Genomic DNA, 14,684 nt, shown 5'->3' with positions numbered 1-14,684 from the left:
CGGGGCGCCTCCCGGGCGGGCCGTGATCGGCCGGACGCGGACGCCCGGCCGATCACGGCCGGTCAGCCCGCGAGCAGCGCGGTCAGCCGCGCGCGGGTGCTCTCGTGGTCCAGCGCCTCGATCCGTACGTCGTCGCACCCCACCCACCCGGCGGCCGCGCGCAGCGCGTCGGCCGCGCCGACCAGCACCCGCTCGCCGACCGCGGCGCCGGCCTCGAAGGACATGCGCCGGGCCACCAGGGTGCGTCCCTCCCGGGCCGGGTCCACCCGGCCGACCAGCCGCCCGCCCGCCAGGATCGGCATCACGAAGTAGCCGTGCACCCGCTTGGCGGCGGGCACGTACGCCTCCAGGCGGTGTTCGAAGCCGCCGAACACCCGGGCGGTGCGCGGGCGATCCCACACCAGCGAGTCGAACGGCGACAACAGCGTGGCGCGATGACGCCCACGCGGCGGTGCGGCGAGCGCGTCGGGGTCGGCCCACGCGCCCTCGCGGGCGGCCCGTTCGCCCCAGCCCGCGACCGCGACCGGGACCAGGCCGCTGCCGGGCAGGGCGGCGTCGACCTGGGCCCGGGTCAGCCGGTACTGGTCCATCAGGTCGGCCCGGGTGGCCACGCCGAGCTGTCGGCCGGCCAGGCGCACCAGGCGGCGCAGGCACTCCGCGTCGTCGGGCTCCTCGGCGAGCAGGGCCGCCGGGACCACACGTTCCGGCAGGTCGTACACCCGCTTCCAGCCGTTGCGGCGCACGCAGACCACGTCGCCGAAGGCCAGCGCGCGCTCGACGGCGATCTTGGTCTCGCTCCAGTCCCACCACTCGCCCTTGTTCTTGGCCCCGCCCAGCGCGGTCGCGGTGAGCGGGCCCTCGGCGCGCAGGCGTTTCAGGACGGTGTCGAACGACTCCTTCGACACCTGATGACCCCACAGGTGGCCGCGGCCTCGGTAGTGCCGGCGGCGGAAGGCGAAGTCCGGCCACGTCGACATCGGCAGCACACACGCCGCGTGCGACCAGTATTCGAACGCGGTCTCGCCGGACCAGTAGGCGCTCTCGACGGTGGAGCGGCCGACCGGGCCGAGCCGGGAGTAGGGCACCAGCTCGTGTGAGCGGGCCAGTGTGGAGATGGTGTCGAGTTGTACCGCGCCCAGCGAGTGCAGCACGCCGAGCACGCCCGCCCGGCGATCGGGGGCACCCAGCAGGCCCTGCGCGGCCAGCACGATGCGGCGGGCCTCGTCGGCGGTCAGCTCGGCGTCCGGCGTGAAGGTCGGCTGTGAGGTCATGGCCGCCACTTTAGAACGTATGTTCGCATCAGGTGTCCGTGGCGAGCCGGGCGTGCAGATGTACGTCGGTGAACTCCTCGCCGAAGCCGGTGAGGCAGCCCCGCAGTACTCCTTCGAGTGCATATCCCGACGCGTTCGCGACCGCGCACGAGGCGGAGTTGGCCACCGCGTGGCGCAGTTCCAGGCGATGCAGATCCAGCGCGCCGAACGCCCAGCGGGTGAGCGCGCCGACCCCGTGCCGGGCGACCCCGCGACCGCGCGCGGACTTCAGCGTCCAGTAGCCGACCTCGGCCGTGCGCCACTGCGGCGACACCTTCCACAGCGCCACATGGCCGTGGACCTCGCCGCTCACCGCGTCCATCACCGCGAACGACGGCCCCTCGCCGCTCGCCCATCGCTGCTCGCGCGCGGCCAGCCACGCGTGTGGATCCTCGTCCTCGGGCACCGGTGGGCGGTGCGCGATCAGCTCGTCGGCGAGCGCGCCGGCGATCACGTCGACGTCGTGTTCGTTCCAGGGCCGGAGCTGAAAGCGTCCCGCCGCGATCTCCACAGGTTCCATGCCGGTCACTGTGCCGGCCCGCGAGGCTCGATCGGGCTTGCCTCCTCGCATACGATGGCCGTATCGGCGGGACGGGCCCCGCCGTGCCGTCACGTCCGAAAGGCGGGCGGGCGCCGTCGGGCAAGGAGCTCATCCAGCGTGTCTATCTTCGACAAGGTCCTGCGCGCCGGCGAGGGCAAAATCCTGCGCAAGCTCAACCGCATCGCAGATCAGATCGAGTCGATCGAAGACGACTTCAAGGACCTCTCCGACGCCGAGCTGCGCGCGCTGACGGACGAGTACAAGCAGCGCTACGCCGATGGGGAATCCCTCGACGACCTGCTTCCGGAAGCCTTCGCCACGGTGCGCGAGGCCGCGCGCCGCACGCTCGGACAGCGGCACTACAAGGTGCAGCTGATGGGCGGTGCCGCGCTGCACCTGGGCAACATCGCCGAGATGCGCACCGGCGAGGGCAAGACCCTGGTGTCCACCCTGCCCGCCTACCTCAACGCCATCGCCGGCGAGGGTGTGCACGTGGTGACGGTCAACGACTACCTCGCCGAGCGCGACTCGGAGTGGATGGGTCGCGTGCACCGCTTCCTCGGTCTGACCGTGGGCTGCATCCTGGCCAACATGCCCCCGCACGAGCGGCGCAAGGCGTACGGCTACGACATCACGTACGGCACCAACAACGAGTTCGGCTTCGACTACCTGCGCGACAACATGGCGTGGTCGGCCGACGAGCTGGTGCAGCGCGGCCACTTCTTCGCCGTGGTCGACGAGGTCGACTCGATCCTCGTCGACGAGGCCCGCACCCCGCTGATCATCTCCGGCCCGGCCGACCAGGCCACGAAGTGGTACGCCGACTTCGCGACCATGGTCAAGCGACTCAAGCGCGGCGAGGCCGCGAACCCGCTCAAGGGCATCGAGGAGACCGGCGACTACGACGTCGACGAGAAGAAGCGCACCGTCGCCATCCACGAGTCCGGCGTCGCCCGGGTCGAGGACTACCTGGGCATCGACAACCTCTACGAGGCGGTCAACACCCCGCTGGTCGGCTACCTGAACAACGCCATCAAGGCGAAGGAGCTGTACAAGCGGGACAAGGAGTACGTCGTCGTGGACGGCGAGGTGCTGATCGTCGACGAGCACACCGGCCGCATTCTCGCCGGTCGCCGCTACAACGAGGGCATGCACCAGGCGATCGAGGCCAAGGAGGGGGTGGACATCAAGGACGAGAACCAGACCCTTGCCACCGTCACCCTCCAGAACTTCTTCCGCCTGTACAAGAAGCTCGGCGGCATGACCGGTACCGCGATGACCGAGGCCGCCGAGTTCCACCAGATCTACAAGCTCGGCGTGGTGCCCATCCCCACCCACCGTTCGGTGCAGCGCGTGGACCAGTCCGACCTCGTGTACAAGACCGAGGAGGCCAAGTTCAACGCGGTGGTCGAGGACATCACGCAAAAGCACGAGAAGGGCCAGCCGGTCCTGGTCGGCACCACCAGCGTGGAGAAGTCCGAGTACCTGTCGGCCCAGCTGCGCAAGCGTGGCGTGCCGCACGAGGTGCTGAACGCCAAGCACCACGAGCGTGAGGCGCAGATCGTCGCGCAGGCCGGCCGCAAGGGCGCGGTCACGGTGGCCACCAACATGGCCGGCCGAGGCACCGACATCATGCTCGGCGGCAACCCGGACCACCTCGCCGCGGCCGAACTCGCGCAGCGCGGGCTGACCCCGACCGAGACGCCGGAGGAGTACGAGGCGGCCTGGCCGGAGGCGCTGGAGAAGGCCAAGAAGGCGGTCAAGGCGGAGCACGAGGAGGTCTCCGACCTCGGCGGGCTGTACGTGCTCGGCACCGAGCGGCACGAGTCCCGCCGGATCGACAACCAGCTGCGCGGTCGTTCCGGGCGCCAGGGCGACCCGGGTGAGTCGCGGTTCTACCTGTCGCTGGGCGACGACCTGATGCGCCTGTTCAAGGCCAACATCGTCGAGCGGGTGCTGACCCTGGCCAACGTGCCCGAGGACCAGCCGATCGAGTCGAAGATGGTCTCGAACGCGATCAAGTCCGCACAGACCCAGGTCGAGCAGCAGAACTTCGAGATCCGCAAGAACGTGCTCAAGTACGACGAGGTGCTGAACCGGCAGCGCGAGGTGATCTACGGCGAGCGCCGCCGGGTGCTCGCGGGGGAGAACCTGCAGGAGCAGATCGGGCACTTCATCGACGACACCGTCGAGGCGTACGTGCACGGTGCGACCGAGGGCTTCGCGGAGGAGTGGGACCTCGAGAAGTTGTGGGCCAACCTCAAGCGGCTGTACCCGGTCAGCATCACGATCGAGGAGGTCGAGGAGGAGTTCGGCGACCGCTCGGAGCTGGACACCGAGCAGCTGGTCGAACTGCTCCGGGCCGACGCCCAGGCCGCCTACGCGCTGCGTGAGGAGAAGCTGGGCGAGGAGGTCATGCGCGAGCTGGAGCGGCGGGTCATCCTGTCGGTGCTGGACCGCCGGTGGCGCGAGCACCTGTACGAGATGGACTACCTCCAGGAGGGCATCGGCCTGCGGGCGATGGCGCAGCGCGACCCGCTGGTGGAGTACCAGCGCGAGGGCTTCGACATGTTCAACGCCATGATGGAGGGCATCAAGGAGGAGTCGGTCGGCTACCTCTTCAACGTCGAGGTCGAGATCGAGCAGGTGCCGGAGGCGCCGAGCATCTCGATCGACAAGGCCGCGCCGCTGCCGGAGATCCACGCGAAGGGCCTGGACGCGCCCCAGCGGCCGGCGCACCTGCAGTACAGCGCGCCCACGATCGACGGCGAGGGTGGTGTGATCACCTCCGAGGAGAACTTCGACGAGGACGCGGACGAGGTCGAGGAGGGCGCGACGCGGGCCGAGCGGCGGCGGGCGCAGCGGGCGAAGCGGAAGAAGAAGTAGGCGGGTCCTCATGCGCCGTACGGGCTGAGGGGACGCCGGTTGGCGGTGGTCGTGGGCGGTGTCGTAGGTCGGTTTGGCCGGCCGGCGGCCCGCCGGTCCTCAAGCGCCGGACGGGCTGAGGGGGCGCTGTTGGCGGTGGTTGTGGATGGTGGCCTCGGTCGGGCTTTGGCGGCCTGCGGCCTGCTGTCCTCAAGCGCCGGACGGGCTGGAGTTTGCTGACCTGGGGCTTGAGGGCCCGGGCCCCGGGCCCCGGGCCCCGGGCCCCGCGAGCCGCGCCCCGCGCCTCGGCCTCGCGCCCGCGTCTCGCGCCCCGTGGGCCCGCTCCGTGCCTGATGGGTCTGGTGGGGCGATAGTGCGTGGGTGAGGGTCCGGACCTGTTGGTTCGGGCCCTCACCCTTTTCAGGCCAGTTCGTCGTGTTCCAGGGCTGTGCAGAGCCAGGTGTTGGTGGGGTGGCGGGTGGGGGCGTCGCGTTCCAGGCGGAAGGCGACGGTGAGGACCCACGAGGGGGCGCGTAGGCGGGCGTAGCCCTCGGCGATGCCTTCGGCGGGGGCGTGGCCGCCGCAGGACTCCACCCGTAGGTGTCCGACTCGGCGGGCGGCGAGGCGGCGGATCAGGTGTTGTGTGGTGCCGTAGACGGGTGCGGAGGCGTACGGGCGCAGCTGGGCGAGTGCGCGTCGGCCCGAGGCGATCTCGGCCAGCGCGTGGGCCAGCCGTTGGGAGCGCAGCCGGGCCTCGGCCGGGTCCGGTTCGGCCAGGGCGGGGACCAGGCGCAGTGCGGGCCGCGGGTTGGGTCGCGGCGCGAGCCGGGAGCCCGGCCGGGAGTCGGATCCGTGTTCGGGATGGGGCAGCGGGTGCGGGGCGTGGGCCAGGTTGCCGTGGGTGAGGGGGGTGATCCGGCCCGGTGGGCGCAGCGGGATCACCTCGGCGACGGCCGCGGTGTCGAAGGGGGTTTCGCCGGCGGGGGCTCGGACCACGTACAGACGTGGTGGCGAGCCGGTGTTCGTGTGGACCATGGGTCCTCCCCGTGAAGCGGATGTGACGTTGTGGCGCACCCGTCCCGCTCGTTCCCCCGACCGGGACGTGTGCAGGCACTTCCTAGCCGGCCGGCGCCCCGCGGTCAACCATTCGTCTGGTCACCGCTGCGATTACGCTGACGCGCGTCGACTCACGCGTGGTGGCGCCGGGTCGGCCCCGGTTTCGGCGTCCTTCGTCCCCGAAGGAGTGTCCGGATTTCACTCGATTGGAGTCGCCCGATGCGCGTGTTCATCCCTACGACGCCCGCCGGCCTGGCCGCGGTGCACGCCGCCGGCGGGATCGAGTCGGCGCCGCTGCCGGCGTACGCCGTCACCGAGGCGTTTCGCGCGTGGTACGGGAGCGACGACGAGGAGGAGTTGGAGTACGGCGCGTTGACCCGCGCCGCCGAGGGCTCGCTGCGGTTGCTCGCGGCCGAGCCGGGCGCGGTGCGTCGGGTCGTGCTCGCGGCGGACGTGCCGGATGCGCTGGTGGCCGAGCGGGCGCAGGACGGCCCGGGCGCGGTCCTGGTCGACGCGCGGGTGCCGCGCAAGCGGATCGCGGCGGTGCACATGGACACCGCCGACGCGGAGGAGGCGGTCGCCGCGGCGCTGGCGGGCGGGCTCACCGACGAGCTGATCGAGGTCACCGAGGAGCACGAGCTGCTGTGGTTCGCGACACAGGAGCTGGCCGACCTGCTGTGACGGCCGGCAGGGCACAATCAAGGTCCATGACGAATCGGAATCCGCACCTGGTTTGGGACTGGAACAGCACCCTGTTCCACGACTTGGACGCGATCATCGAGGCCACCAACGCCTCGTTCGCGCTGATCGGACTGCCGCCGATGACGCTGGAGCGCTATCGGGAGCTCTACTGCGTGCCGGTGCCGAAGTTCTACGAGAAGGTCGTCGGCCGGGTCCCGGACGCGGACGAGTGGACCCGTCTCGATCAGGCCTTCCAGGAGGTCTACACCCTGCACAGCGCGCGCTGCGAACTCGCCGTCGGCGCGGACGAGCTGCTGCATGCCTGGCAGCGCGAGGGCGGTACCCAGTCGCTGTTGTCGCTGACCGCGCACGAGGCGTTGATGCCGTTCGTGCGCCGGTTCGGGATCGAGGAGCGGTTCGTCCGGGTGGACGGGCGGGTGGGTCCGCCGGGCGGCGGCAAGGCCGAGCACCTGGTGCGGCACCTGGCCGCGCTGGAGCGGGACCCGGCCGACGTGGTGCTGATCGGCGACGCCGCCGACGACGCGGCGGCGGCGCTGCACGTGGGCGCGCGCGTGGTGCTGTACGCGGGCGGCTCGCACGCGCGGGCCGGTCTGGAGGGGGTCGGGGTGCCCGTGGTGGACTCGCTCGCCGAGGCGGTCGAGCTCGCGCGTGGATACGTGCGCTGACCACCCTCGCGCATCGATTGTCCGGTTCGTGGGCACTGCGCATCCATGGATGCTGTGACCCGGGTGCCCCGGCCGAGCAACGAACCCGTCCACGGCTACGCGCCGGGCAGCCCCGAGCGGGACCGCCTGCGTGAGCGGCTGGCCGAGTTGTCCGCCGTACCCGTGGACCTGCCGCACACCATCGGCGGCGAACACCGGATGGGCGCGGGCAAGCGTGTGCAGTTGGTGCAGCCGCATCGGCGTGCGGGCGAACTGGGCACCCTCGCCAACGCGACCCACGACGACGCGCGGGCCGCGCTGACCGCGGCGAAGGAGGCCGCGCCCGGGTGGCGCGCGCTCGACTTCGACGACCGGGCGGCGATCATCCTCAAGGCGGCCGACCTGCTCGCCGGGCCGTGGCGCGAGACCATCGCCGCCGCGACGATGCTCGGTCAGGGCAAGACGGTGCAGCAGGCGGAGATCGACGCGCCGTGCGAGCTGATCGACTTCTGGCGGTTCAACGTCGACTTCGCCCGGCGGATCCTGGCCGAACAGCCGATCAGTTCCCCCGGGGTGTGGAACCGGCTGGACCACCGGCCGCTGGAAGGCTTCGTGTACGCGGTCACCCCGTTCAACTTCACCGCCATCGCCGGCAACCTGCCGACTGCGCCCGCGCTGATGGGCAACGTGGTGTTGTGGAAGCCCTCGCCCACCCAGGCGCTGGCCGCGCACCACCTGATGCGGCTGTTGGAGGCGGCCGGGCTGCCGCCGGGGGTGATCAACCTGCTGCACGGCGACGGCGTGGCGGTGTCCGACGTGGCGCTGGCCGACCCGGACTTCGCGGGGCTGCACTTCACCGGGTCCACCGCGACCTTCAAGCACCTGTGGCGGGGCATCGCCGACAACCTCGACGCCTACCACGGCTATCCCAGGATCGTCGGCGAGACCTGCGGCAAGGACTTCGTGGTCGCGCATCCCAGTGCCGACCACGACGTGTTGCGCACCGCGCTGGTGCGCGGCGCGTTCGAGTACCAGGGCCAGAAGTGTTCGGCCGCGTCGCGCGCCTACATCCCGCGCTCGATCTGGGAGAGCGAGTTCCGCGACGCGTTCCTGGCCGAGGTGGACGGGTTGTCGATGGGCGACGTGACCGACCTGAGCCACTTCATGGGCGCGGTGATCGACGAGCGCGCGTTCGCCAAGCTCAAGGCGGCGATCGACCGGGCACACGCCGCCGACGGCCTGCGGGTGCTCGCGGGCGGGACCTACGACGACGCGGTGGGTTGGTTCGTGCGGCCCACCGTGGTGCTCGCCGAGGATCCGTGGGACGAGGTGTTCACCACCGAGTACTTCGGGCCGTTCCTGGGCGTGCACGTGTACGAGGACCGCGACTGGGACACGATGCTCCGGCAGATGGAGTCGGCCGCGCCGTACGCGCTCACCGGCTCGGTGATCGCCCGCGATCGGCGCGCGCTGGCGCACGGCACCGACTTCCTGCGCTTCGCGGCGGGCAATTTCTACCTCAACGACAAGCCCACCGGCGCGGTGGTGGGGCAGCAGCCGTTCGGCGGCGCGCGGGCGTCCGGCACCAACGACAAGGCCGGCGCGATGCAGAACCTGATGCGCTGGACCAGCACCCGCACGATCAAGGAGACGTTCGACCCGCCGACCGACTACCGCTATCCGCACATGGGCTGAGTGCGCGTGCCAGGGCTCAGGCCGGTGCCTTGGCGCGCAGGACCTGGACGAACTCGCGCATCCAGGCCGGGTGGTCGACCCAGCCGCGGGCGGAGACCAGGGTGCCGTCGACGACGGCCTCGCCGTCCACCCAGGTGGCGCCCGCCGCCCGTACGTCCGGCGCGATCGCCGGGTAGGCGGCGGTGCGGCGCCCGTTCAGCACCCCCGCGGCGGCGCTGACCAGCGGCCCGTGGCAGATCTGCGCGACCGGCTTCTCGGCCGCGAAGAAGTGCCGCACGATGCGCTGCACCACCGGGTTGTTGCGCAGGTACTCCGGGGCCCGGCCGCCCGGCAGCACCAGGGCCACGTAGTTCTCCGGCCGCACCTCCACGAAGGCGAAGTCGGCCGGCCACGTGTAGCCGGGCTTCTCGGTGAACGTGTCGTAGCCGTCGACGAAGTCGTGCACGACGAAGTTGAGCTTCTTGCGCGAGGGCCCGGCCACGTGCACGTCGTAGCCCTCCTCGCGCAGCCGCTGGTACGGGTAGAGCACCTCGAGCGATTCCGCCGCGTCGCCCGTGATCAACAGCACCTTCTTGGCCATGACGATCGTCTCCCCACCGAGTTCGTCCGCCCGCGTCGTGTCGTTGCTCCCGCACCACGGTGCCCCGAGCGTCCGCCCCGGGGCAATGGGCAATCGCCGGCGCTTCGGAACCGCGTGGCTCAGGGCAAGGGCGGTACGGGGTGTCCGGGCATAACCGAAAATTACTTACAGGGTGATCCGAGATCCCCTCTCGGCGGCCGAGGACCACGCGAGTAGCCTGACGATGCGGCGACGCCGTGCGGGTCGCGGGCCGAGACGACGGAGTCCCGGAACCACCACCGACGCGCCGACGTCGCCTGAAACAGGTACTCGCGACAAAGCGGGTACCGGCAGTACACGGCCGGGCACGCCCGGGGACGGCAATGGTCACGCAACGGCGCGCGACAGGAGCGGCAGCATCATGCAGAGCAAGCTGGACGAGGCGAAGGCGGAGCTTCTCGCCCGAGCGGCGGACGCGGCACGGGCGGCATCGTCACAGCACGGAGGCGGCGGGCCCGAGGGCCCGAACCGGGTGGACCTCGATGTCCTCCTGTCCCGCTACTACCGGCACACCGCACCCGACGACCTGATCGACCGCGACCCGGTCGACGTATACGGTGCGGCGATCTCGCACTGTCGACTCGCGGCGCAGCGCCCCCAGGGCACCGCGCGGGTCCGGGCGTACACGCCCACGGTGGAGGAGAACGGCTGGGCGTCGGGGCACACCGTGGTCGAGGTGGTCACCGACGACATGCCCTTCCTGGTGGACTCGGTCACCAACGAACTCTCCCGCCAGGAACGCAGCATCCACGTGGTGATCCACCCGCAGCTGATCGTCCGGCGCACCATCGCCGGCGAACTGCTGGAGATCGTGGACACCACCGACGCACACGGGGTGCCCGAGGACGCGCTCGTCGAGTCCTGGATGCACATCGAGATCGACCGGGAATCCGACCGCGAGGACCTGCGCGCGGTGGAGAGCGGGTTGCAGCGCATCATCAGCGACGTGCGCGAGGTGGTCGAGGACTGGGCCAAGATGCGCGACACGTCGCTGCGGCTGGCCGACGAACTCGCCAACGACCCGCCGGCGACGCTGCCGGAGGAGGAGATCGGCGAGGCGTGGGAGCTGCTGCGCTGGCTCTCCGAGGATCACTTCACCTTCCTGGGATACCGCGAGTACGACCTGGTCTGCGAGAACGACGAGGACGTGCTGCGCGCGGTGCCCGGCACCGGGCTCGGCATCCTGCGCGCCGACCAGGACCTGTCGGCGTCCTTCAGCCGACTGTCCACCCAGGCCCGGGCCAAGGCCCGGGAGAAACAGCTGCTGATCCTCACCAAGGCCAACTCGCGGGCCACCGTGCACCGCTCGGCCTACCTCGACTACATCGGCGTGAAGAAGTTCGACGCGGCCGGCAACGTGATCGGCGAGCGGCGCTTCCTGGGGCTGTTCAGCTCCGCCGCCTACACCGACAGCGTGCAGCGCATCCCCGTGGTGCGCCGCAAGGTGCACGCTGTCCTGGACAAGGCCGGCTTCCCGCCGGTCAGCCACGACGGCCGGGACCTACTGCAGATCCTGGAGACCTACCCGCGCGACGACCTGTTCCAGATCGCCGTCGACGAACTGCACGACATCGTGATCAGCGTGCTCTACCTCCAGGAGCGGCGCCGGTTGCGGCTGTTCCTGCGCAAGGACGAGTACGGCCGGTTCTACTCGGCCCTGGTCTACCTGCCGCGCGACCGCTACACCACCGAGATCCGGCTCAAGATGCAGGACATCCTGCTCGCCGAGCTGGCCGGCTCCGTCGTCGACTACACCGCGCGCAACACCGAGTCCGTGCTCGCCCGCCTGCACTTCACCGTGCGGGTGCCCACCGGCGCCGAACTCGGCGACCCGGACGTGGACTACATCGAGCGCCTGCTCTCCGAGGCCACCCGCTCCTGGATCGACGACTTCGGCGAGGCCCTCGTCGCCGAATGCGGCGAGGAGAGCGCGTCCGAACTGTCCCGCCGCTACGCGCACGCGTTCAGCGAGGGGTACAAGTCGGACTTCCCGCCGCGGACCGCGGTCGCCGACCTCAAGCGGGTCGAGGAACTGACCCCCGAGGCGGACTTCACGCTCCACCTGTACGAGCCGATAGGAGCACTGCCGGGCGAGCGGCGCTTCAAGATCTACCGCATCGGCGACTACGTCTCGCTGTCCGAGGTGTTGCCGATCCTGCAGCGGATGGGTCTGGAGGTCGTCGACGAGCGGCCCTACGAGCTGCACCGCGCCGACGGCACCGTGGCGTGGGTGTACGACTTCGGCCTGCGTTACGACGCCTCGGCGATGTACGGGCAGCCCGAGGACGTCAAGGAGCTGTTCCAGGACGCGTTCTCGGCGACCTGGACCGGGCGCGCGGAGAACGACGGGTTCAACGCGCTGGTCTTCCGGGCCGGGCTGACCTGGCGCCAGGCGATGGTGCTGCGCGCCTACGCCAAGTACCAGCGGCAGGCCGGGGTCACCTTCGGGCAGGACTACATCGAGGGCGTCCTCGTCTCCAACCCGCACACCACCCGACTCCTGGTGAACCTGTTCGAGGCCCGCTTCTCGCCCGGCCACCAGCAGGCCGGCACCGAGTTGGTGGACGGCATCGTGGAGGCCATCGAGGGCGCGCTCGACCAGGTCGCCAGCCTGGACGAGGACCGCATCCTGCGCTCCTTCCTGGCGATGATCAAGGCCACCCTGCGGACCAACTTCTTCCAGCACCGCGAGGACGGCGAGGCGCACGACTACCTCTCGCTGAAGTTCGACCCGCTCCAGATCCCGGACCTGCCGGCGCCGCGGCCCCGGTTCGAGATCTTCGTCTACTCGCCCCGGGTCGAGGGCGTGCACCTGCGCTTCGGCGCGGTCGCGCGCGGCGGGCTGCGCTGGTCCGACCGGCGCGAGGACTTCCGCACCGAGATCCTGGGCCTGGTCAAGGCGCAGATGGTCAAGAACACGGTGATCGTGCCGGTCGGCGCCAAGGGCGGCTTCGTCTGCAAACAACTGCCCGACCCGAGCGACCGCGAGGCCTGGCTGGCCGAGGGCGTCGCCTGCTACCGCACCTTCATCGGCGCCCTGCTCGACATCACCGACAACCTCGTCGACGGCGAGGTCGTGCCGCCGGCCGACGTGGTGCGCCACGACGGCGACGACACCTACCTGGTGGTGGCCGCCGACAAGGGCACCGCGACGTTCTCCGACATCGCCAATGCGGTGGCCGAGTCGTACGGGTTCTGGCTCGGCGACGCGTTCGCCTCCGGCGGCTCGGCCGGCTACGACCACAAGGGCATGGGCATCACCGCCCGCGGCGCGTGGGAGTCGGTCAAGCGGCACTTCCGCGAGTTGGGCCACGACACCCAGACCGAGGACTTCACCGTCGTCGGCATCGGCGACATGTCCGGCGACGTGTTCGGCAACGGCATGCTGCTGTCCGAGCACATCCGGCTGATCGCCGCGTTCGACCACCGGCACATCTTCCTGGACCCGAACCCGGAGGCGGCGGCCTCCTTCGCCGAGCGCCGCCGGTTGTTCGACCTGCCGCGCAGCTCGTGGGCGGACTACGACACGAGCCTGATCTCGGCCGGCGGCGGCGTGTACCCGCGCACCGCGAAGTCGGTGCCGATCAGCGCGCAGGTGCGCGAGGCCCTCGGGCTGCGCGAGGGGCTTGTGCGGCTCACCCCGGCCGAGTTGATGAAGGCGATCCTGCAGGCCCCCGCGGACCTGTTCTGGAACGGCGGCATCGGCACCTACATCAAGTCGAGCGGCGAGTCGCACGCCGACGTCGGCGACAAGGCCAACGACGCCATCCGGGTCAACGGCGCCGACCTGCGGGTCAAGGTCGTCGGCGAGGGCGGCAACCTGGGCTGCACCCAGCTGGGCCGGGTCGAGTTCGCACTCGCGGGCGGCCGGATCAACACCGACGCGATCGACAACTCGGCGGGCGTGGACACCTCGGACCACGAGGTGAACATCAAGATCCTGCTCAACCAGGTCACCGCCGCCGGCGACATGACCGGCAAGCAGCGCAACGAACTGCTCGCGCAGATGACCGACGAGGTCGGCCACCTGGTCCTGGCCGCCAACTACGGCCAGAACTGGGCGCTGGCCAACGCGGTGGCACAGGCGTCCAGCCTGCTGCACGTGCACATGCGGTACATGCGCCGGATGGTCCGCGACGGGCACCTCGACCGGGAGATCGAGTTCCTGCCGACGGATCGTCAGCTCCGCGAGCGGCAGCAGAACGGGCAGGCGATGACCCAGCCCGAACTGGCCGTGCTCCTGGCCTACACGAAGATCGTGATGGCCCAGGACCTGATCGCCTCCGACCTGCCCGACGACCCGTTCCTGGCCCGGGAGTTGCACCGCTACTTCCCGAGCCCGCTGCGGGCGAGGTTCGTCGAGCAGATGGACCGGCACCCGCTGCGCCGGGACATCATCACCACCGTCGTGGTGAACGAGGTGGTCAACCTCGCGGGCATCACGTTCATGTTCCGCATGCGCGAGGAGACCGGCGCGTCGGCGGAGGAGGTCGCCCGGGCGCACATCACCGCGCGGGAGATCTTCGGCGCGGACCGGATCATGGGCGCCATCGCGGCACTGGACAACAAGGTCCCGGCCGAGATGCAGACCACCCTGCGGCTGCACAGCCGGCGACTGATCGAGCGGGCCACCCGCTGGTTCCTGGGCAGCCGGCGCGAGATCGACATCGCCGCGCAGGTGGAGCTGTTCCGCGACGGCGTGGCCGAGGTGGTCGCACACCTGCCCAAGGTGCTGCGCGGCTCGGACCTGGCCTGGATGGACGGGCTGTACGAGCAGTTCACCGCGGCGGGCGTGCCCACCGAACTGGCCACCGCGGTGGCCGGGATGTCCTCGGCGTACGCGGCCCTGGACATCGTCGAGGTGGCGACCGAATCCGATCGCGGTGTGGTCGACGTCGCCCAGGTGTACTTCGACATCGCCGACCGGCTGCCGATCGCGCACCTGCTCGACCGGATCATCGAACTGCCGCGCAGCGACCGGTGGAAGTCGATGGCGCGGGCCTCGCTGCGCGAGGACCTGTACGCGGCGCAGGCCGGGCTCACCGCCGACGTGCTCGCCTCCGGCGAGCCGCAGGACACCCCGGAGCTGCGGTTCAAGGCGTGGGAGCACAAGAACGCGCCGGTGCTGGTGCGGGCGCGGTCCACGCTGGAGGAGTTGCAGGAGGCGGAGAGCTACGACCTGGCGACGTTGTCGGTCGCCATGCGGGTGATCCGCACGCTGCTGCGTACGGGCGCCAAGAGCTGACCGACGC

9 protein-coding genes are annotated in these 14,684 nt (G+C 70.8%); 5 read left to right on the top strand and 4 right to left on the bottom strand.

Annotated features, from left to right (window positions below):
* Positions 1-62 precede the first annotated feature (62 nt).
* Together ACWGR4_RS14240 and ACWGR4_RS14235 are read right to left on the bottom strand one after the other, a co-directional pair.
* Positions 63-1,271, bottom strand: coding sequence for a winged helix-turn-helix domain-containing protein (locus ACWGR4_RS14240; RefSeq protein ID WP_452130003.1), 1,209 nt, complete (start codon positions 1,269-1,271; stop codon positions 63-65).
* Between the two features lie 28 nt (positions 1,272-1,299).
* A complete protein-coding gene (locus ACWGR4_RS14235; RefSeq protein ID WP_380002685.1) occupies positions 1,300-1,830 on the bottom strand; it encodes a GNAT family N-acetyltransferase in 531 nt (176 codons plus the stop codon).
* Positions 1,831-1,968: 138 nt separating this feature from the next.
* On the opposite strand from ACWGR4_RS14235, the gene secA reads away from it, so the two are divergent.
* Positions 1,969-4,737 (top strand): preprotein translocase subunit SecA, encoded by a 2,769-nt coding sequence (gene secA / locus ACWGR4_RS14230; protein ID WP_380002686.1) that lies wholly within the window; start codon positions 1,969-1,971, stop codon positions 4,735-4,737.
* A gap of 399 nt (positions 4,738-5,136) precedes the next feature.
* Here secA and ACWGR4_RS14225 read toward each other — a convergent pair whose 3' ends face one another.
* Positions 5,137-5,751: an Rv3235 family protein gene (locus ACWGR4_RS14225; RefSeq protein ID WP_380002687.1), complete on the bottom strand. Its 615-nt coding sequence runs from the start codon at positions 5,749-5,751 to the stop codon at positions 5,137-5,139.
* Positions 5,752-5,991: 240 nt separating this feature from the next.
* Between ACWGR4_RS14225 and ACWGR4_RS14220 the strand changes: the two genes are divergently transcribed.
* From ACWGR4_RS14220 to pruA, 3 genes are read left to right on the top strand one after another with little or no spacing between them, the layout of a single operon-like run.
* Entirely contained in the window at positions 5,992-6,453 is a 462-nt protein-coding gene (locus ACWGR4_RS14220) for a DUF6912 family protein (RefSeq protein WP_380002688.1), read from the top strand.
* A 26-nt stretch (positions 6,454-6,479) separates the two neighbouring features.
* Entirely contained in the window at positions 6,480-7,139 is a 660-nt protein-coding gene (locus ACWGR4_RS14215) for an HAD family hydrolase (protein ID WP_380002689.1), read from the top strand.
* Between the two features lie 45 nt (positions 7,140-7,184).
* Positions 7,185-8,813, top strand: a complete 1,629-nt coding sequence (pruA, locus tag ACWGR4_RS14210; RefSeq protein WP_452130002.1) for an L-glutamate gamma-semialdehyde dehydrogenase — start codon at positions 7,185-7,187, stop codon at positions 8,811-8,813.
* Between the two features lie 16 nt (positions 8,814-8,829).
* On the opposite strand, the gene ACWGR4_RS14205 is transcribed toward pruA, so the two are convergent.
* Positions 8,830-9,393, bottom strand: a complete 564-nt coding sequence (locus ACWGR4_RS14205) for a DJ-1/PfpI family protein (protein WP_126643598.1) — start codon at positions 9,391-9,393, stop codon at positions 8,830-8,832.
* 400 nt (positions 9,394-9,793) lie between these two features.
* Here ACWGR4_RS14205 and ACWGR4_RS14200 point away from each other — a divergent pair, with 400 nt between their 5' ends.
* The gene (locus ACWGR4_RS14200; protein ID WP_452130001.1) at positions 9,794-14,677 is read left to right on the top strand and encodes an NAD-glutamate dehydrogenase; all 4,884 of its coding nucleotides are present in this window, start codon (positions 9,794-9,796) and stop codon (positions 14,675-14,677) included.
* Positions 14,678-14,684: the final 7 nt, after the last annotated feature.

The organism is Embleya sp. NPDC055664 (assembly GCF_053618075.1).
This window is presented reverse-complemented; position numbering and strand designations above follow the sequence as displayed.